The organism is Caulobacter sp. GW821-FHT10A10 (genome assembly GCF_059415745.1).
The window spans coordinates 416,894-436,093 of the sequence record NZ_JBWKNV010000004.1; the positions used below are offsets into that span (position 1 = coordinate 416,894).

Genomic DNA, 19,200 nt, shown 5'->3' on the forward strand with positions numbered 1-19,200 from the left:
GCATCGGACCGGCGCTCCAGTCCTTTGTTTTGGCGCATTTTCTTCACGCGAACCGGTATCCACTTCGCTCGAAAATGCTCTAGCCTTCCGGCGTGACCGCCGACCGCATCCTCAAATCCGAGCCCGACTGGTTCGGCGCCGCCCAGGCCCTGGTCGAGGGCCTGCAGGGCCAGTCGAGCCTGGACCGGCGCGTCGATGTGCTGGAGCGCGTCTGCACCGACCTGGGCGACGCGCTCTATCCGGGCTTCGCCAAGCTGCTGGCGGCCGTGGCCCATTTCGGCGAGCCCGACGTCAAGGCCCTGGTCGCCGATGCGCTGGCCCAGGCCCTGCTGACCGCCCGCCTGCCGGCCGCGCGGGTGCCGGCCTGGGGCGCCGGCGGCTTCTCCAGTCTGGGCGTGGGCGGGCCGTTGCTGAGCAACAGCCGCAAGGTCGGTCCGCTGGAGTTCCTGTGCGTCTGGCTGGTGCGCGACATCGCCGACGCGCCGCTGGACGCCGAGGCCTTCGAGACGGCGGCGACCTATCTGCTGGACCTCGTCTCGGCCTCGCCCAAGGCGGCCAGCCTCTACATCGACAAGCTGCGGGCCGACGCCGCCGATCCGACCGAAGGCCTGCACAACGCCCAGAGCCGCCGGCTGATCGAGATCCTGGCGGAGCGTTGGGCGGCGGGGGATCCGCCGGCCGAGGTGGCTCGGGCCGTGGCCCGCGCGGCGCAGGCCGATCGGGGGCGGTTCGGGTTGCCGTTTAGGTAGGCTGGGCTGGTCCTCCCAAATGATCCCGTCATTCCCGCCCTTGTGGCGGGAACCCCTGGTTCCGCTCGCATGTGAAGCGCCAGCGGCGTGCTGAGCACGCCGCCCCGAGTGTCCTTGCGGCTGAAAGAGGGGTTCCCGCCACTTGGCTTGCCCTCGGGCCAGCCTGCGGCTGGTCCCGGGGGGCGGGAATGACGGGAGTTGGGGGAGTGCGCTCACCGCACCCTCCGGATCAGCGCTTCCGGATCCAGGCCGTCGTCGGCCTCGACGAAGAGGTCGGCGAGGGCCAGGCCGCGCACCTCCAGCCGCTTGCGCAGGGCTTCCAGGGCCTTGGTCACCTCGGGCGTGGCGTCCGGCCGGGCCGCCAGGGTTAGGGAGACCGCGCCGTCGGGACCGCGCGCCAGGCCAAGGCCCGTCAGCAGGGAGTTCTTGTCGGCCAGACCCAGGGCCAGCGCCTTGCGGTCGCCGCCGGCGGCGATCCAGGCCTGGTCCATGGCGGCGGCGAAGGCCTCGATCTCGGCGGCGCTGGCGGTGGCCGGCCCCGTCACGGGGATGTCGACCGCCTCGCCGCCTTGTCGGGTCAGGGCCGCCAGGGCGTCGACGCCGGCCGGTTCCGAAGTCGAGGCCGTATCCTTGAACTCGCGGGCCGGCCCCAGCAGGGCGGAAAGGTCGACGGTGGCCCCCTCCTCCTTGTCCTCGCGCTCGGCCTCCTTCTGGCGCTCGCCGCGGAGGGGCTGGCGGGCGGCGGGCTCGCGGCGGTCGGCGGCCTGTTGCAGGGCGGCCTGGAACTCGGCGCCGCGCCAGGGCGTCGCCTGGTCGGACGAAGACGACCGCTGGCTGGACGAAGTGGAACGATCGGACGGAGCGCTGTCGCGGATAGCGGTCATCGGGTTCTCCTCAGGGCGCCGGCGTCCTCGATCTCCAGCTGCTCGCGGGCCTCGCGGTCGGCGGCGACCAGGGCGCGGGCGAGATCCAGGCGGCCGCTCATGGCGTCGAAGCGGCCCTGGGCGCGGGCCAGGTCCCGCAGGGCGACGGCGAGATCCTCGCGCGCCAGCTCCAGGGCCACGGCCTCCTGGTCGCGCCGGCGCTGGTCGGCGTCGCGGGCCGTGGCGATCGCCTCGCGCCGCGCCAGGGCGGCCTCGATCAGGTGGGCCGCGCCCGACAGGCCGCCGGCGAACCAGTCGTCGAGCCTGGCCTTGGCGAGGTCGTGCGCGGCGATCGAGCGGTCGCGGGCCTCCAACGCCATGACGGCGTCGGCGACCTTGCGGCGGGCCTGCGCGGCCTCGCGCATCGCCTTCTCCACGCGGCGCTCGCGCAGCTTGACGACCGGGGTCAGGGCCTGGACCTGAACGCGGGCGCTCATGCGGCCGTCTCCATCAGGGTCGAGAGCGCATCCTCGAAGGCGACCGCGTCGTGCGCGCCCTGGCGCAGCAGGCCGGTGATGGCGGCGCGGCGGGCGATGGCCTCGTCGGCCAGCGGGTCGCCGCCGGGCTTGTACTCGCCGATCTGGAGCAGGAACTCGATCTCGGCGTACTTGGCCATCCAGCCGCGCACCTTCGAGGCGGCGGCCTGCTGCTCCGGCCCCGTGACGCGCGGGAAGACCCGGCTGAGGCTGGCGGCGACGTCGATGGCCGGATAGTGGCCAGCCTGGCCGAGCTTTCGGGACAGGTAGATGTGGCCGTCGAGGATCGAGCGGACTTCCTCGCCGACCGGATCGCCGCCCTCCTCGTCCTCGATCAGCACGGTGTAGAAGGCGGTGATCGCCCCGCCCTCGATCGCGCCCGCCCGCTCGAACAGGCGCGGCAGCTCGGCGAAGACCGACGGCGGGAAGCCGCGGCGCACGGCCGGCTCGCCCACCGACAGGCCGATCTCGCGCAGGGCGCGGGCGAAGCGGGTGACGCTGTCCATCTGCAACATCACGCGCCGCCCCTCGGCCCGGAACCCTTCGGCGATGGCGGTGGCGACGTGGGCGGCGCGGACGCGCTCCATGGCCGGGCGATCGGAGGTGGAGACGATCACCACCGAGCGGGCCAGGCCTTCCGGCCCCAGGCAGTCGTCGAGGAACTCGCGCACTTCCCGGCCGCGTTCGCCGATCAGGGCGATGACGTTGACGTCGCTGCGGGCGTGGCGGGCGAACATGCCCAGCAGGGTGGACTTGCCGCCGCCGGCCATGGCGAACAGGCCCACGCGCTGGCCCTCGCCCGTGGTCAGCAAGGCGTCGACGCTGCGCACGCCGGTGGCGAACGGCTGGGCGATCGGCGGACGGGCCAGCGGATTGGGGGCCTCGCCATAGACCGGGAACGGCCGCAGCAGGCCGGTGATGGGACCCAGACCGTCGAGCGGCTCGCCGTGGGCGTCCAGCACGCGGCCCAGCAGGCCCTCGCCGACCCCGATCTCGCTGCGGCGCGGACCGGCCACGACCTCGGCGTCGACCGCCACGCCCTCCAGCCGCGCCAGGGGCGTGAGGATCGCCGCGCCGCCGTCGAGGCCGACCACCTGGGCCTTGACCGTGTGGCCGCCGGCGCGATCGACGATCTCGCACTCCTGGCCGATGCGGACGTCCAGGCCCGTGGCGCGGACGGTGGTGCCGAAGGCCTGGGCCACGCGGCCGCGCCGCTCGACGGTGCGGGCGCCGCGCAGGACCTCGCGCAGGCGGGCGTCGGTATCCGTATCGAGACTCATGCGGCGGCCTCGCCGGCGGGGGCGGCGAACACGGCTTCGAGCGCGCGCAGCTGGGTTTCCAGCCCGGCGTGGGTGCGGCCCGACGGGGTGTCGAGCACGCAGTCGCCGGCCGGCAGGTCGCCATCGGCCACCACCTCGATGCGGGCGTCGATCGACCACAGGCGGCGGGTCACCGTGCCGGCCGCCTCGGGGGCGACGCGGACGCGGATCGGCTCTTCGGGCAGAAGGTCGCGGGCGGCCTGTTCGGCCAGGGCCGCCAGCACCTCGTCGGACGCCAGACCGGCGGCGATGCGGCGGACGATGTCGAGGGCCAGGGCGCCGGCGCTGCTCCGCAGGCGGTCGCGTTCGAGCTGGAGGGCGGCGTGGACGCCGGCCAGTACCTGGGCGGTCTCGCGGGCGGCGGCGGCGGTTCCCTCGGCGTGGCCCTGGGCGAAGCCGTCGCGCAGGGCGGCCTCGCGAGTGGCCTGGCGCAGGGCGTCGAGGGCGGCGGTGAGCTCGGCCGCGTCGCGCACGGCGCCGACGTCCTCGCAGCGGATCACCGGCTGGTCGGTCAGCAGCGCGGCCGAGGGACCGGACGAAAGCAGCAGATAGGTCATGCGGCGGCCTCCAGCGCGCCGGCCTCGAAGGCCATGAAAAGTCCCCGCGCGACATGGGCCGCGCTGCGTCCGCGCTCGGGATCGAGCGCCAGGGGGACGACGTCGAAGAGATCGCGCAGACGCAGGGTCGCGGCCGGTCGGTCGGCGACCTCGGCGAGCAGGACGGCCGCGCCGAGGGTCGCGAAGGCGCCGTCGTCGGCCAGGGCCGCCTCGGCCTGCGAGATGGCGGGCACGAGCCCGGAGGGCGAGGCCAGAACGACGTCCAGAGCCGCCTCGCCGATCCGCCGCGCGACCCGCGCCAGGCGCCGGCCGTCGATGCAGCGCTGCAGAACCGCCGTGCAGGCCGCCGCCGCCGCGAAGTCGGCCAGGCGGGCGCGTCGCTCGGCCGGCCAGGCGACCCAGTCGGGCGCGGCGGCGATGTCGGCGAAGGCCAGGACGGCTTCCGGTCGCCCCGCCAGGCGACGGGCCAGACGCGCCGCGCGCGGACCCACGCTTTCCGGCGCGCCGACGCCCGCCAGCAGCCGAGCCTGGGCGCCCAGCCGTTCGCGATCGGCCCGGGCGTTCATGCGGCCGGCCCCGTCGGCTCGGCCAGGGTCCGCAGCTTGCGGCGCGGCTTGAAGCGGCTGGTGCGGCTGACGACATAGGCCCCCACCCCGCCGATCGCCGCCAGTATGGCGATGGCCGGCATGGTGAAGCTCTTGATCGGCGAAACCGGGGCGGCCGCCATCACCGGCTTGGCCGGGAACATCACCACCGTCACCTTGTCGTAGGGCAGGCCCTCGATGGAGTTGGTGACCAGGGCCTTGATCGACCCCACCTGGCCGGAGAGGTCGACGTCGGGGTTGTGGCGGATGAACACCGAGGCCGAGGACGGCTTCTGCTGCTCGGCCAGCGGGTCGGCCTCGGGCACGGCGATGTGCACCCGGGCCTGCACCACGCCGTCGATCGACGAGATGGTCTGGCTGAGCTCCTGCGACAGGCCGTACATCAGCCGGGCCCGCTGCTCCATCGGCGAGGAGACGAAGCCCTCCTTCTTGAACACCTCGCCCAGGCTCTCGAACTTGTCGCGCGGATAGCCCTGGTCGTGCAGCACGGCCACGGCCGAGGAGAACTGCTCGGCCCGGGTCTTCAGCGCCCAGACCTTGCCGTCCTTGCTGCTCTTGGAGGCCGAGACGTTGGCGTTCTGGAGCACGGCGACCATCTCGTTGGCCTCGCGCTCGGAGAGGCCGCCGTAGAGCTCCTTCTCCGCGCAGGCGGTGAGGCCCAGGGCCGTGGCGACCAGCAACGCCGGCAGGATCTTGCGCATCGTCGCCTCCCTCAGGACTGCTGCCGGAAGAGCTGCTGCAGGCCGTCGGACGTGCGGTTGGCGATGTTCGAGGTCAGTTGGCAGTTGAACATGAATTCGTGGCACTGGACGGTCAGGCCGATCATCTCGCCGGGGGTGATCGCCGCGCCTTTGGCCTCGGCCGCCTTGGCGTGGGCGGCGAGGTTCGAGGCCTGGCCGTTGACGAACTCCAGCTGGTTGAAGATCCCCTTCATGGCCGGGGCCAGGGCTTCGGGGCCGCCGAGGCCCGAGACCGCCCCCACCGACGAAGCGCCGGCCGTGTGCAGGGCGTTCTGGAACTGGACGGCGTCGGTCAGGCTGGCGCCGTAGCCGACCTGCGTGACCTGGGGCGATGCTTCCTGGGGGACGGCCAGGGCGGCCGCCGATACGGGGTCGAAGGACATGGGCGTCCTCTCCGCTGAAGAGGCCGCTTAGTTCTTGCGGGCCATGGTTTCGAGGGCGCGGCCGACGCTGTCGACCGAGGTGCTTTCCGAATTGGCCATGAAGTTCATGCGCAGGCTCTCGGCCGTCAGCATGGCCATGACCGAGGGCTTGTCGTCGCCGCCCGTGCCGACCTGGTCGGACAGCTCGGTGATGCGCACGGCCTGGGAGTCGAGCACCTGGCCCCAGGCGTGGGCCATGGCCTCGAACCAGCTGCCCGGACGGTTCTTGGTGTTGGAGCCCTGGAGGCTGGAGGCCACGGACATGGTCGCGTAGTTCGAAATCGTGTCGGTCATCGTCGCTTCTCCTTGGAATTCTTGGGGTTCTGGCGCTTGCTTTCAGAACATCAGGCGGGTGGTCTCGCCGCCCTTCTCGACCAGCACGGCCTGGCTCTCGACGCCGACGATGCGGTCGCCGGTGGGCAGCATGGAGCCGGCGAAGTAGCGGGCGCCGTCGGCGGTGGCGACGTAGCCGGCCTCGCCGCCGACCACCGCCACCACCCGCTTGCCGGGACCCTGGTCGAACACCTGGCCCAGGCGATCACCGCCGGCGGCCCGCTCCACGTCGAGGGCGCGCAGGCCCTTGACGTCGTGCAGGGCGATCTTCTCGACCTTGGCCACGTCCTGGGCCGGGCCGGTGACCTGCACCTGCACGCGGGCCAGGCCGTTGGGACGGGCGGTGGCGGCCAGGCCGTTGGCCTGGAAGACGTCCTCGACGTTCTGGGCCAGGCTTTCGCTGGTCACGACCTCTACCCTCGCCGGCAGCTCACGACTGCTGACCAGGCGGGTCAGGCGGGCCTTCTCGGCGTCGCGGCTGAGCACGCCGGCGATGACCAGCTTGCCGTTCTCCTCGGGCTGCACGGCCAGGGCGCCGTAGCCCTCCTGGCGCAGCAGGGCGTGGACCTTGGAGGGGCTGGCCTCCTGGCCGCCGAAGCGGGGCACGTTGGCGACGGCGTAGGTGACGCAGGCCAGGGCCGCGCCGAACACCAGCACGGGCACCAGATGCGGCGTGGCGCCGACGACCCGGACGCCGCGATCCAACGTGCGCCGCAGCAGGCTGCGGCCGTCCTCGAACAGGCCGCCCTCCTCTTCCTCGGCCGGCGGGGTCTCGGCGGGCGCGGCGGCGTTCAGCAGGCGCTCGGCCTCGCCCCAGCGGGGGCTTTCCTCGACGCCCAGGGCCAGGGCGTTGTCGCCGACGATCAGCGGCACGTAGCAGGGCAGCACGGCGCGGGCCGGGGCCTCCAGGCGGTGGCCGAGCATCTCGACCTGGCCCGACAGCACCTCGATGTCGGCGGCCTCCTCGCCGGCGGTCAGCCGCACGCGGATCCCCTTGGCGCTGGCGTCGCGCAGGACGATGTCGGCGTCGAAGCCGTGGCCGAGCTCGGCGGCCTCGCCCGGCGGCATGGGCAGCAGGGCGCCGGCGACGCGGCCGGACAGCACCTTGAGGACCAGGGTCGCGGCGTGGACCTTCGCCAGTTCTTCCGTCGTGTCTTCGGGCGGCAGGGCTTGATGGGTCATGGGCCTAGCTCGGATTGGGGATGGGTTTCATCGTGCCGTCGGGCTGCGCCGCCACGGGGGGCGGCGCCGGCGGCAGCGGCTGGGCGGGTCCGCGCCGCGCGCCCTTGGCGGGCTTGCGGTCGGTCGGCAGGGCCGGCGCGGCGGGCAGCGGGGCGTTCTCGAAGCCCGAGGCCGGCGCGTCGTAGCGCACCCCCGCCGGCGACGGCGATCGCGAGCCGATCGAGGCCAGGCGCGGGGTAATCAGGAACATCCGCTCGATGCGGCCGCTGCTGCGCTGCTGCACCTTGAAGAGGTTGCCCAGCACCGGGATCGAGCCCAGCACCGGGATCTTCGACGAGCCGGTGGTGTCGGACTGCACGGTCATGCCGCCCAGCAGCAGGCTCTGGCCCTCGACGATCAGGGCCTGGGTGTTGAGCGCCGCGCGGCGGACGACGGGGATGTTGTCGACGCTGGCGTTGGTCAGCGAGCCGTCCTCGATGGTCACCAGCATGCGGATGCGGGTCTGGGTTCCGTCGCGGGTGACGTGCGGAGTGACGCGCAGGGTGGTGCCCGCGGTGACGTTGAAGAGGTCGACGTCGCGCTCGCCAGCCAGGCGGACGTAGAAGTCGCGGCTGTTCTCGAACACCGCCTCGACGTTCGACAGGGTGACGATCTGCGGCCGCGAGACCACGCGGGCGACACCCTCGGTCTCCAGGGCGTTGAGGCGGGCGGCGAAGTAGTCGCCGTTGCCGATGATCGTCGAGGCGATCAGGCCCTGGTAGGGCTTGGGCGAGGTGTTTCCACGGGTGAGGTTGGTGTCTTCGAGGCCGGCCGGCGCGTTGGGGCCACGACCGAACTGAATGCCGCCGCTGCCGTCGTCGAACCGCCAGTTGATCCCGAGATCCCGGGCCTTGGTGGTGTCGATGTCGATGATCGCCGCCTCGACCTCGAGCAGCTGCGGCTCGACATCGAGGGCGCGGACCAGCTCCTCGTAGGCCGACATGCGCTCGGCGACGTCGCGGACGATGATGGCGTTGAGGCGGCTGTCGGCCTGCACCCGCACGGGGTTGGGCGGGGCGTAGACGCCGGTCTGCTCGTTGGCGAGCGGCTGGCCCAAGGTCCCCTGCCCTTCGGCGCCGTAGAACGAACCGCCCGCATTGGGCGTGCCGAGCGTGGCCAGCCCCTGGCCGCGCAGGCCCTGGACGGCGGCGGGGATGGCGCTTTCGCTGCGGGCGGCCGCGCCGGAGCGCTCATTGGTCTCGGAGCTGACCAGCGAGCGGATGATCGAAGCCACGCCCGGGATGGTCACCTGCTTGGCGCCCACCGTCAGGTTCACGTCGTCGGCCCAGCCGTAGCGCAGGTAGAACACCCGGTACTGCAGGGTCGGCGACGCCGCCTCGGCCTGCACGCCGCCCCGGGCCAGCTCGTCCACCTGCTGGAGGAAGCGCGGCGAGCCGGTGGCGACCAGCATGTCGCCGGTGGCGCGCAGGGTGTTGCGGCCGTCGAGCAGGCCAAGCTGCCGCGCGGCGCGGTCGACCCGGCGCGAGGCCGAGCCCGAGATCGGGAAGCTGCGGCTGGAGAGCTGGGCGGCGGTGTACACATAGGCCGCCCCGCCGTCGTAATAGGTGACGAGGTCGAAGGCCTTGGAGATGTCGGCGTCGATCTTGGCGGCCGGGCCGCGGAAGACGCCGTTGATCGTGCCGGCCACCTGCGAGGAGACGATCACCGGCACGCCGACCTGATTGTAGAAGTTCTGCAGGAACTGGGCGATCGGCTGTTCGCGGGCGGTCAGGTCGATGTTGCGGCCGCCCAGCGGAACCTCGCCGGCGCGGACCTGCGGCGCGGTGGCGGCCAGGGCGGCGGCGACCGCCGCGACAACGCCCATCCGGGCGGCGCGGCGAACGCTGGGTCTATCCTTCTGAAGGGACATTCTGTCTCCGGGTTCAGGCGGCCGCGGAAGCGGGCGGCGGCGGCGGCGGTTCGGGATCGTTGGGCACGATGGTCAGGGGCTCGCGCGGGAAGGCCACGCGGCCGGCCACGTCGAGCTTCAGGGTCGGCAGGAGTTCGTGGAACGACAGCACGCCGAGGTCGAAGCGGCGGGCCTCGACGAGCTTGCGCACGTGCCGGCGCAGATCGATGGCGGCCAGGACGACGGCCGCCCCGCTCTCGTCCACCTTGGCCAGGATGGCGTCGGTGACGCGGCGGGCCATGTCGGGGTCGAGGGCCAGTTGCTGGGCGCCGGCGCCGGTGCGGATGGCCTCGCGCAGGTGCTGCTCCAGCGGCGGCTCCAGCACCACGGCGCTGAGGGCGCCGTCGGGGGCGTAGCGGTGGCTGATCTGGCGGCGCAGGGCGACGCGGGCGAACTCGGTGAGGGCGAACGGGTCCTTCTCGCGCTGGCCGGCGTCGGCCAGGGCTTCGAGGATGTCGCGCTGGTTGCGCAGCGGCACCTCTTCCTCGGCGAGGCGCCGCATGACCTCGGCGATGCGGGCCAGAGGCAGGGCGCGAGCGGCCTCCTTGACCACCTCGGGATAGTCGCCGCCGGCGCGGGTCAGCAGGTTGCTGGCCTCCTGGATGCCGACGAACAGGCCGGCGTTGCGGCGCAGTGCTTGGCGCACGGCGTCCTGAAGCTCGGAGAGGTCGGCCGGATGGGCCAGCTCGCCGGCGCCGATCGGGGCCTCGAAGGCCAGCAGCCGCCAGCGCGGTGCTCCGGAGCCCTCGCCGTAGTGGAACGAGGCGCGCGGCAGGGCAACGCCCAGGCGCAGCTCGAACTCCTCCAGCACCTCCTCCAGGCCCCGGGTCAGGACCGCGCCCTCATGGCGGCGGACGTTGTCGCCGTCGAGTTCCAGCAGCAGCGGCACGACCGGCTGGGCTTCCTGGATCTTGGTGCGGGTCGCGGCGGGCGAGGCCTTGGCCTCGTCGGCGGCGGCGCGGGCCGGCGCGAGCTTGCGGGTCAGGCGGGCGCGCATGTCGACGTCGACCAGGGCGCCGGTGATCATGGCCGCCCCGCCCAGCAGCAGAAAGATCACCGCCGGGAAGCCGGGCACCAGGGCCATCAGCCAGCAGATGCCGCCGGCCACCAGGAACACCCGGGGCTTGGCCGCGAACTGCCGGCGCATGGCGTCGCCCAGGTGGGTCTCGCTGTCCTCGTCGGTGGTGCGGGTGACGATCAGGCCGGCGGCCATGGCCCCCAGCAGGGCCGGGATCTGGGTGACCATGCCGTCGCCGATGGTCAGGATCGAGTACTTGTGGATCGCCGAGCCGAAGTCGAGGCCCTGCTGCAGCATGCCGATGGCCAGGCCGCCCAGCAGGTTGATGACCACGATGATGATGCTGGCGATGGCGTCGCCTTTGACGAACTTCATCGCGCCGTCGAGGCTGCCGTGGAGCTTGCTTTCCATCTCCAGCACGCGCCGGCGGCGCTTGGCCTCGTCCTTGTCGATCATGCCCGAGCGCAGGTCGCTGTCGATCGACAGCTGCTTGCCCGGCATGGCGTCGAGGCTGAAGCGTGCGGCGACCTCGGCCACCCGCTCGGCGCCCTTGGCGATGACGATGAACTGCACGACGGTGATGATCAGGAACACCACCAGCCCGACCACCAGATTGCCGCCGGCGACCATGTTGCCGAAGGTGTCGATGATGTGCCCGGCGTGACCCTCGATCAGGATCATCCGGGTCGTGGCGATCGACAGGGCCAGCCGGTAAAGCGTGGTGATCAGCAAGAGGCTCGGGAACACCGAGAACTCGACGATGGTCGAGATGTAGATCGCCACCAGCAGCAGCATGACGCCGAAGCAGATGTTGACCGCCACCAGGGCGTCGAGCGCCAGGGCCGGCATCGGCAGGATCATCAGGGCGACGATGGCGACGACGCCGGCCACCAGGAACAGGTCGCTGAACCGTGCGACGACGCCCTGGCGCGGCCGCCCCTGAAGGCGCTTGAGATAGGTTTCGACGCTCATGGGGCTGTCCTCAGAAGCCGCCGCGCGCCGAAACGAGACCGCGGTAACGGTCGAGGACGCTGGAGACGTAGCCCTGCGTCTCGCGATAGGGCGGGATCTTGCGGCCGTACTTCATGACCGCGCCCTCGCCGGCGTTGTAGGCCGCCAGCACCAGCTCCAGGTCATTGCCGAACTGGCCCTGCAGGGTCTTCAGATAGGCCGCGCCGGTGCGGATGTTGACCATCGGGTCGCCCAGTTCGACGGCCGGGTCGCGCACGCCGAAGCGCCTGGCCGTGGCCGGCATGATCTGCATCAGCCCCCGGGCGCCCTTGGGCGAGATCGCCCCCGGATTGGCGCGGGATTCCACGTGCATCACGGCGCGCAGCAGGTCGGGATCGATGTCGAAGTCGCGGCCGGCGGCGGCCACCAGCGGCGCGTAGAGGGTGGGCCCCGAGGCGCCCCGGACCAGGACGACCGGCGCCGGCGCGATGCGTCCAGCCGAGATCACGGTGCTGGCCAGTTGGGGTCCGTCATAGAGCCGGAGCTGTTCCGACACCCCTGTCGGTTGTGTTTCAGCGACGCAATCTATGCGCGCCAGGGAAAACTTTTCGTTGATCGGAACGGCGCTGCTGAATTTCAAGCCGTCAGCGGTCTCGCATTCATATGCGAACACTGGACTTGAACAAAATAAGACTAAACACACGCTCGACGCCACTACGCGGAACTTGCGCATAAATCTGTCCCTCTATGCAGCGCCCCGCCTGTGCATACTACCCGTTCAAAAGCTAGCTTTCGTGTATCAATCCTGTCAACCACGGAATTAAAACAATTTTCATACTCAGTATACTGCCTTACAGGCATCATATTCTATGGCTCAGCTTAAGAACTACTATGGCTAAGCTCGCCTCTTTTTGGCCATTTTTGGCGCGCTTGTCGGCTTTGCCGGTCCTTCGGCGCCGGTTGGTTTCGTCACGATCGTCGACAGACACACGCTATGGCTGAAAAGAACGACGGCGGGGACAAGACAGAGAAACCGACACCCAAGCGCCTGACCGACGCCCGCAAGAAGGGCGACGTTCCCAAGAGCAAGGACCTGACCTCGACCGTCGTGCTCGGCGCCTGGGTGCTGCTGGGAGCGATGACGGCGGGCTGGGCCTTCGACCGGCTGGGCGGCCTGTTCGACGAGGTGTTCGCGGTCATGGACCGGCCGTTCGCCGAGGCCTGGCCGATCGCGGCGGCCGCCAGCGGCAAGGTGTTCGTGGCCCTCACCGCCGTCACCTTCATCCCCGTGGCGATCCTGGGCATGCTGGCCGAGTTCGGCCAGGTCGGGCCGGTCTTCACCTTCGAGAAGATGAGCCCGAAGATGTCGCACATGAACCCCGGCGAGGGGCTCAAGCGGATGTTCAGTGTCGACAACCTGTTCGAGGTGGCCAAGTCGCTGGCCAAGACCCTGCTGCTGGGCGTGTTCACCTGGATCGTTGTGGCGATGACGTTCGACAAGCTGCTGGCCCTGCCGGCCAGCGAGGCCGACGGGGCGCTGTCGGCCTATGGCGGCCTGACCTTCCAACTGCTGGCGGGCGTGGCGGTGCTGTTCGTCTTCGTGTCGCTGCTGGATCTCGCCTACCAGCGCTTTTCCTTCACCAAGAAGATGCGCATGAGCCGACGCGACATCCGCCAGGAGGCCAAGGATTCCGAGGGCGATCCGCACGTGAAGGCCCATCGCCGGCAGCTGCACCAGGAGTGGGCGCAGCAGAACGCGGTGCAGGCCGCGCGCGAGGCCTCGGTGCTGGTGGTCAACCCGACCCACATCGCCTGCGCCCTGGCGTACGATCCGGCCGAGCACGCCGTGCCGGTGCTGCTGGGCAAGGGCGAGGGCCTGATCGCCCAGGCCATGCGCGAGGCGGCCGAAACCGAGGGCGTGCCGATCATCCGCAACGTCGAGCTGGCCCGCGCCCTGCGCGACAAGGCCGCCGTCGACGACATCATCCCGCAGGACCTGTTCGCCGCCGTCGCCGAGGTGATCCTCTGGGCCCGCCGGCTGAAGGACGAGCAGGCCCAGGCCGCCGAAAACCCGCCGCCCGACGCACCGTCGGGTCCGACCTTCCCGCCCCTGCCCTAGCCTGGAGAAACCGTGAGCGCCGTACTCGACCTGCTGACCGTCGCCCTGGCCCTGGCCATCGTGCTGAGCCTGGCCTTCTTCTCGCTGAAGCTGCTCAAGCAGGTGCAGGCGGGGCCGCGCACCGACGACCAGATCCGCTATCTGCGCGCCCTGCCCGTGGGCCAGCGCGAGCGGCTGACCCTGGTGGCCTATCGCGACGAGGTGTTCCTGCTGGGGGTGACCGCCGGCCAGATCACCGTGCTGGACCGCCGCGCCCGCACGCCCGAGGAGATCGCCGCCGAGGCCCGCGCCGGCGAGGAGGCCCGCCTGCGCGCGGCTCGCCCGGCGGCGGCGGTGCGCCAGCTGATAGGGAAAACCCTAGCTAGGGAACGACCCGACTACTGACCGCCGCGGCGAGGTGGTTGTCTCGATTTGCCGGGCGACGGAGCGACGCTCCCAAGGCCCTCCGAGCAGACGGAAATCGAAGGAGCATCACATGTCTTTCCTGGGTATCGGCGGCGGCGGCAACCTGTTCAGCAGCATCGCCAACATCGCGCTGCAAGGCGCCCTGGGCGTCGCCACCGGCGGGGCCTCCCTGCTGGTCACCACGGCTCTGAAGAGCGTGCTGACGGCGGTGGGCGACCAGGTCCTGCAGCAGCTGGGCCAACAGCTGGGCCTGCCGCAAGGCGCCATCGACCTGGCCCAGGCGGCCTTCCATAGCGCCGCCGGCGATCCGGGCGGCGCGGTGCAGAACGTCAGCGAAGCCGTCCAGGGCTTCAGCGACGCCGCCGGCTTCGACAACTTCCAGGCCGGCCAGGCCCAGCGCGACACCTTCGACGCGGTGGACTGGATCGTGAAGAACGCCCAGGAAGAACTGCAGGCCGGTTCGGACGCCGAAGGCTCCAAGCGCGGCAAGGGCGCCAGCGCCCTGGCGGCGGCCGGCGGCGGCGAGAGCTTCCTGGTGAAGCTGGCCATCGCGCTGGGCACGGCGGTCGACAACAAGATGAACGACATGCTCGACATCGCCAAGGAGATCGACAACGCCAAGTCCAACAAGGACGAGTCGAAGGTCACCGAGATGAGCGCCAAGATGACCGCCTACGGTCAGGAGGCGAACATCATGAGCAACGCCCTCAACACCTCGCTGAAGACCATCGGCGAAGCCATCGCGGGTATCGCCCGGAAACAATAATACGACCAAGCGTTGTGGAGCATGCGGGCGCCGGTCATCGGCGCCCGCTACTTCATGTTTCAGGGGTCAAGAGGAAGCGCAGCATGCGAGTTCGCACTTTCGCCGCCATCGTCGCCGCCGCCGGCCTGGGCCTTCAGGGTCCCGCCTTCGCCCAGCTCGACATGGTCACCCCGCAGTTCAACACCCAGGTGTTCAAGAACGTCCTGCAGTCCAACGACCGGGCCTTCGGGCGCGGCGGCGCAAGCCCGGGCCGCAACGGCGTCGCGGCTGGCGCCAGGCCGCTGTTCCCGCAGGCCGGCGCGGCGGCGACCGCCCGTCCGGCGACGCGCGGGTCCACCCCGACCACCTATCGCGCCTCGCCGGCCGTCAGCGCCCGGGTGCAGAAGCAGTTCTCCGAATTCATGGCCCGGCAGGCCGGCGCCGACGGCGGCCGTCAGGTGGCCGACGCCATGCGCCGCACCGACCCGGTCCGCAACTGGAGCCAGCTGGTGGCCTCCGACGGCCTGCGCCCCGGCGACAGCGCCGACGCCCTGGCCGCCTACTGGGTGCTGAACTGGGTGATGGCCAACCGCGGCGACAACAACCGCGCCCAGACCCTGGCGGTGCGCGAGCAGGTCCGGCCGATGATCGCCGCCAACCCGGCCTATTCCAACCTCAACGAGGGCCAGCGCCAGGAGTTCTCCGAGGTGCTGATGCTGAACTTCCTGATCCAGCAGGCCGCCTATGTCGACGCCATGAAGCGCGGCGACCAGCGGGCCCAGCAGCAGCTGGGCGACGCGGCCGTGGCCCGCTTCAAGAACGAGATGGGCGTGGACCTGCGCACCCTGACCCTGACCGATCGCGGCCTCGTGCAGCGGCGCTAGAGGAGTTGCTCCGATGACCATCGCCCCCGTCTCGACCAGCGCCTCCACCGAAGCCTCGGGCGCCCGCGCCGCCGGCCCCGACCGGCTGGACCGCGAGATCGACCGCTTCGAGGCGACCGGTGAGGTCTCGCAGGGCCTGGTCGACGAGGCCCAGGCCGCCGGGGCCGAGGCCTTCGCCCAGCGGCTGGACCGCCTGCCGCCGGCCCGGCGCGGCGCGCTGGAAGGCGCCCTGGCCGACAAGGGCCTGCTGGGCCTGGTGGGCGACACGGCCGGCTCGCTGGTGGGCGGGACGGTGGACACCGCCGTGGGCGTGGTCGACGTCGCCGCCGACGGCGCGGTCGAGACCCGCTCCGAACGCCAGGTCGAGGACGCCCGCGAGAACGGCCAGGACCAGCGGATGAGCAGCATCCAGGCCCAGTCGCATTTCGACGCCGTGCTCTCGCCCGGCCGCCGTCTCAACGCCCCGCCAGCTCCGATCGACTGGGCCGCGGCTTTTCCGAGTCCGGTGGACCAGCCGGCCGTACGGGTGGATCCGCGCTAGTAGCGGCCTCGCTCGGCGGATCTTTACCGGACGGCATTTCCAATCCCCATTTGCCCCCACTTGCGTTGTCATCCCGGCCGCAGCGCAGCGGAGCGCCGGGATCTCCAACAGTTCAGCAGCCGCCGACGTGGGAGATCCCGGCTCTACGGATCGCTACGCGATCCTTCGGCCGGGATGACAAGTCTTTTGAAGCCGAAGCCCTTAGCCCGCCGCCCGCAGGTTCTCCGTCGCGCCCTCGATGATGCGCACGAACTGTTCGACGGCGTCGCTGCGGGCGATTCCGGGGGCCGGTTCGCGCTGCAGGCCGGCGGCGATCGAGCGGATCAGGGGCTCCACGAGGCCCGAGGGCGTCATGTGCGGCCGGTCGGCGGCCTGGGCGCGCAGTTCGCGGGCGAAGTCGGCTAGCACCCGCTCGATGCGACCGGCGTCGATCGGCGAAGTGGCCGAGAGGCGCCCGGCCACCGACTGGCCGCTCTGGGCCGCCAGGGTGCGCAGGTCGCCGCCGACGCTGGCGGCGCCGGGCTGGCCGTGCTCGGCCCAGACGAAGGCGGCGGCCTGGCCGCGATCGCCGCCGCGCAGGGGATCGACCACCGCCGCGCCGGCGATGGTCGCCATCGCCTCCAGCGCCAGCCGGGCCGCGCCGGCCCGGGCCGCCGTGGTGGACGGGGTCGAAGAGGAGAGATCGACTCCCGAGGCGCGCTCTACGGGGCGGATCACGACGCGCCCTCCTCGATCTTGACCACCCGCAGACCGGGCTTCAGCGCGCTCCAGCCCACTTCGGCGCCAATCGCCTGCTGGCTGTTGCGGCCGTCGGCCAGTTCCTCGTTCTCGCCGTCGAACTGCACGACCGCCAGGCGCTTGCCGCCCCGCGCGATCGCGAACCGCGCCCAGGGATAGCCGTCGAGGATCGTCAGCCGCGCGTCAGGCAGCGCCGCCGACATGTCGGAGACGCTCGCTCCCTGGGATATGGCCCCCTGGGAGATGGCGCTCGCCGCTTTTCGCACATAGCGGCCGGAGAGATCCGCGCCCGCGCCGCAGCCCTGGAAGTCGGTGGTCACGGTCGCGGCCTCCCCGTTCAACGCCACGCGCGCCGTGGCCGGCCGCGCCGCCAGGTCGGCGGCGGTGAGGGTCGTGTTGGTCCCGTCGAAAGGCACGACCCGGGCGTCGATGCGGCCGTCCTTCAACGGCCCCTCGGCCTCGAGCTGGCAGTCGGCCGCCGAGGCCGCGCCATCCGCCGTGGCCCCACCCGACAGGCTGATCCGCCAGACCTCGCCCCGGGCCGTCAGGACCAGCCGGCCACGGCGCTGGCCGCTCATCACGTATGTTCCGGCCGCCGACGCGTCTGATGCGTCAGCGGTGCCGGCGGCGGCCATGGGTAGGGGGGGGACGGCCGCCGCCGGTCGCTCACAACCGGCGAAGGCCAGCGCGAGGGCGATGAGGGTTGGGGGAGCAAGCTTCATCGTCGGGGTCATCCGGAACGGGTCAGGCGATTGAACGCCGGCCCGCCGCGGCGGTTCTCATCGGCCCAGCATGGCCAGGGCGTCCCGGCGTTCGCTGGCGAAACGGTTGGCGACCGAGGCCTGGACATCGGCCGAGGCGCTGGTGAAGTAGGCCAGCGCCCCGCTGGCGTCGCGCTTGCCGCGCTCGTCGTAGATGGCGTTGATCAGGGCGCGGTCGTAGGTCTGGCCGTCGGCCGGGGTGAGCCCCTGCCCTTCCACCCGCGCCATGGCCTTGACCACCGCGCCGGTCTCGGGCCCGTGCTGCACCGAGGTGGACCAGACCACGTCGCGGATCGCCGCCGAGCGGGTGGAGAGATCCACGCCCGTGTCGGTCTTCACCTTGTCGAGCTGCACCTGGTAGTGCGTGCGCTGGATGTAGTCGTGCTGTGCGGCCTCGAACTTTTCGGGCTCGCGGGCGGCGATCGCCTTCCACGTCGCCGTGAAGCTGGCCGAGCCGGGGCTGGCGCCGCCGAACTCGGCGGCCCACTGGCGGCCCTCGGCGGCGAGGAACTCCTGCGGCCGGCCGCGATTGCCGGCCAGCTGGTAGGTGCCGTACGACACGCCGCCGGGATCGCCCGCCCCGCTCGACACCGTGCCGGGACCGCGTCCGCCGGTCTCGTACTGCTCCGACAGGGCGCCGATCCGCGCGTCGCTGGAGGCCGAGGCCTGGGTCGTGGTCGTCGCCCCGCCGGGCGGTCCCTGGCGGTCGACATTGACCAGCACGTAGTTGAAGCTCTTCTGGTCGCCCAGGCCGTTCCAGAACGACTGGAAGTCGCCGGGCTTCAGGGTCTGGCAGCCCGCCGAGCCGGTGTTGGTATTGCCGCCGGCGTGGAACAGGAACGAGTTGTCGGTGCTGACGCCGGCGCCCTTGGCGTCTTTCGCATCGATCAGGCCGTCGTGGTTGGTGTCGCGCTGGACGGCGTGGTTCTCGGTCGGGCGCAGCACGTTGCCGAGGCTCGAGCTCGTGCTCTTCTGGAAGGTGACCGTGCCCTCGGCGATGCGGCCCAGCTCCTTGCGGCCGTCGCCGTTGAAGTCGGCGCCGTAGCGGCCGTCGTACTGGGCCGAGGGCTCGGTGTTGGCGGCGTATTCCTGGACCTTGCCCTGCTGCAGCACGACGACCCGGTCGTCATAGGCGCCCTTGCCGCCGTTGGCGTTCAGGCTGGTCTCGGTGCGCAGGCCCAGGATCACCTGCTTGCCGGCCGCCAGATCGGCCTTGGCCTGGGCGTCGCCATAGGCGTTCACGTAGCCGGCGTAGAGGTCGTACTTCTGGGCCTGGCTCAGGCCCTCGGTCGAGGGCAGGACGCCGGTCGCCTGGCCGGTGGTCGTGGTGGTCGAAGGCGTCGTCTGCTGAGCGGTCGTCGTCTGCGTCGGTCGCGTGGTCGTTCCGCCGCCGGGGATCTGCAGCGCCTGGCCGACATGGATCAGGTTGGGGTTGGCCAGGTGGTTGGCCTGGGCGATCGACTGCCAGGAGACCCCGAACTGGGCGCCGATGCTGGAGAGATTGTCGCCGGCCGCCACCTCGTAGCTGCGCGGCTCGGCCGCCGCGCCCGTAGGCAGGGTCACGGCCTGTCCCGGCCGGATGACGTTGGGATTGGTGATCTGCGGATTGGCCCGGATCAAGGCGTCCAGCGAGACGCCGTGCTTTTCCGCGATGCCCGACAGGGTCTCGCCGGTCTTGACCAGATGCTCGTCAGGACGTCCGCCGCCACTGGCGCCGGACACGGATGACTGGGTGTTGAGGGACACGGCGGTCATCGGCAACTCCTGGTACGGACGCTTTCCTG

The 19,200-nt window shown here is 71.5% G+C and carries 21 protein-coding genes; 6 read left to right on the forward strand and 15 right to left on the reverse strand.

All coding sequences use genetic code 11. The annotated features are described in order from the left end of the window. Positions 1–92: 92 nt before the first annotated feature. On the forward strand, positions 93–749 hold the full coding sequence (locus tag AC07NS_RS13880; RefSeq protein WP_494604092.1) for a hypothetical protein: 657 nt from the start codon (positions 93–95) through the stop codon (positions 747–749). 212 nt (positions 750–961) lie between these two features. Here AC07NS_RS13880 and AC07NS_RS13885 read toward each other — a convergent pair whose 3' ends face one another. The 12 genes from AC07NS_RS13885 to AC07NS_RS13940 are packed head-to-tail and all read right to left on the reverse strand — an operon-like array spanning position 962 to position 11,779. After that, positions 962–1,633: a hypothetical protein gene (locus tag AC07NS_RS13885; RefSeq protein ID WP_494604094.1), complete on the reverse strand. Its 672-nt coding sequence runs from the start codon at positions 1,631–1,633 to the stop codon at positions 962–964. Beyond that, positions 1,630–2,109, reverse strand: a complete 480-nt coding sequence (locus AC07NS_RS13890) for a hypothetical protein (RefSeq protein ID WP_494604095.1) — start codon at positions 2,107–2,109, stop codon at positions 1,630–1,632. Before AC07NS_RS13890 ends, AC07NS_RS13885 begins: the two co-directional genes overlap by 4 nt. After that, entirely contained in the window at positions 2,106–3,428 is a 1,323-nt protein-coding gene (locus AC07NS_RS13895; protein ID WP_494604096.1) for a FliI/YscN family ATPase, read from the reverse strand. The genes AC07NS_RS13890 and AC07NS_RS13895 overlap by 4 nt, the downstream gene beginning before the upstream one ends. Continuing rightward, the gene (locus AC07NS_RS13900) at positions 3,425–4,024 is read right to left on the reverse strand and encodes a FliH/SctL family protein (RefSeq protein WP_494604098.1); all 600 of its coding nucleotides are present in this window, start codon (positions 4,022–4,024) and stop codon (positions 3,425–3,427) included. Before AC07NS_RS13900 ends, AC07NS_RS13895 begins: the two co-directional genes overlap by 4 nt. Then, entirely contained in the window at positions 4,021–4,590 is a 570-nt protein-coding gene (locus tag AC07NS_RS13905; RefSeq protein WP_494604100.1) for a hypothetical protein, read from the reverse strand. Before AC07NS_RS13905 ends, AC07NS_RS13900 begins: the two co-directional genes overlap by 4 nt. Continuing rightward, complete coding sequence (gene sctJ / locus AC07NS_RS13910) at positions 4,587–5,330, reverse strand: type III secretion system inner membrane ring lipoprotein SctJ (RefSeq protein WP_494604102.1); 744 nt, start codon at positions 5,328–5,330, stop codon at positions 4,587–4,589. Before sctJ ends, AC07NS_RS13905 begins: the two co-directional genes overlap by 4 nt. Before the next feature lie 11 nt (positions 5,331–5,341). Next, complete coding sequence (locus AC07NS_RS13915; protein WP_494604104.1) at positions 5,342–5,752, reverse strand: hypothetical protein; 411 nt, start codon at positions 5,750–5,752, stop codon at positions 5,342–5,344. 27 nt (positions 5,753–5,779) lie between these two features. Further along, complete coding sequence (locus AC07NS_RS13920) at positions 5,780–6,085, reverse strand: hypothetical protein (RefSeq protein ID WP_492856830.1); 306 nt, start codon at positions 6,083–6,085, stop codon at positions 5,780–5,782. 42 nt (positions 6,086–6,127) lie between these two features. Then, entirely contained in the window at positions 6,128–7,306 is a 1,179-nt protein-coding gene (locus AC07NS_RS13925; protein ID WP_494604106.1) for a SctD/MshK family protein, read from the reverse strand. Positions 7,307–7,310: 4 nt separating this feature from the next. Further along, positions 7,311–9,215 (reverse strand): type III secretion system outer membrane ring subunit SctC, encoded by a 1,905-nt coding sequence (gene sctC / locus AC07NS_RS13930; protein ID WP_494604108.1) that lies wholly within the window; start codon positions 9,213–9,215, stop codon positions 7,311–7,313. 13 nt (positions 9,216–9,228) lie between these two features. Beyond that, a complete protein-coding gene (locus tag AC07NS_RS13935) occupies positions 9,229–11,244 on the reverse strand; it encodes an FHIPEP family type III secretion protein (protein WP_494604110.1) in 2,016 nt (671 codons plus the stop codon). A gap of 10 nt (positions 11,245–11,254) precedes the next feature. Then, the gene (locus AC07NS_RS13940; RefSeq protein ID WP_494604112.1) at positions 11,255–11,779 is read right to left on the reverse strand and encodes a lytic transglycosylase domain-containing protein; all 525 of its coding nucleotides are present in this window, start codon (positions 11,777–11,779) and stop codon (positions 11,255–11,257) included. A gap of 438 nt (positions 11,780–12,217) precedes the next feature. Here AC07NS_RS13940 and sctU point away from each other — a divergent pair, with 438 nt between their 5' ends. From sctU to AC07NS_RS13965, 5 genes are all read left to right on the forward strand, one after another. Continuing rightward, on the forward strand, positions 12,218–13,342 hold the full coding sequence (gene sctU, locus AC07NS_RS13945) for a type III secretion system export apparatus subunit SctU (RefSeq protein WP_494604114.1): 1,125 nt from the start codon (positions 12,218–12,220) through the stop codon (positions 13,340–13,342). Positions 13,343–13,354: 12 nt separating this feature from the next. Beyond that, on the forward strand, positions 13,355–13,726 hold the full coding sequence (locus AC07NS_RS13950) for a FliO/MopB family protein (protein ID WP_494604115.1): 372 nt from the start codon (positions 13,355–13,357) through the stop codon (positions 13,724–13,726). 91 nt (positions 13,727–13,817) lie between these two features. Further along, positions 13,818–14,513, forward strand: a complete 696-nt coding sequence (locus tag AC07NS_RS13955) for a hypothetical protein (protein WP_494604117.1) — start codon at positions 13,818–13,820, stop codon at positions 14,511–14,513. Between the two features lie 83 nt (positions 14,514–14,596). Next, positions 14,597–15,376, forward strand: coding sequence for a DUF6683 family protein (locus tag AC07NS_RS13960; RefSeq protein ID WP_494604119.1), 780 nt, complete (start codon positions 14,597–14,599; stop codon positions 15,374–15,376). Between the two features lie 13 nt (positions 15,377–15,389). Continuing rightward, on the forward strand, positions 15,390–15,917 hold the full coding sequence (locus AC07NS_RS13965) for a hypothetical protein (RefSeq protein ID WP_494604121.1): 528 nt from the start codon (positions 15,390–15,392) through the stop codon (positions 15,915–15,917). A gap of 201 nt (positions 15,918–16,118) precedes the next feature. Here AC07NS_RS13965 and AC07NS_RS13970 read toward each other — a convergent pair whose 3' ends face one another. The 3 genes from AC07NS_RS13970 to AC07NS_RS13980 form a co-directional block, all read right to left on the reverse strand. Beyond that, entirely contained in the window at positions 16,119–16,634 is a 516-nt protein-coding gene (locus tag AC07NS_RS13970) for a hypothetical protein (RefSeq protein ID WP_494604123.1), read from the reverse strand. After that, the gene (locus AC07NS_RS13975) at positions 16,631–17,233 is read right to left on the reverse strand and encodes a hypothetical protein (RefSeq protein ID WP_494604125.1); all 603 of its coding nucleotides are present in this window, start codon (positions 17,231–17,233) and stop codon (positions 16,631–16,633) included. The genes AC07NS_RS13970 and AC07NS_RS13975 overlap by 4 nt, the downstream gene beginning before the upstream one ends. A gap of 201 nt (positions 17,234–17,434) precedes the next feature. Further along, on the reverse strand, positions 17,435–19,171 hold the full coding sequence (locus AC07NS_RS13980; protein WP_494604127.1) for a LysM peptidoglycan-binding domain-containing protein: 1,737 nt from the start codon (positions 19,169–19,171) through the stop codon (positions 17,435–17,437). Positions 19,172–19,200 lie beyond the last annotated feature (29 nt).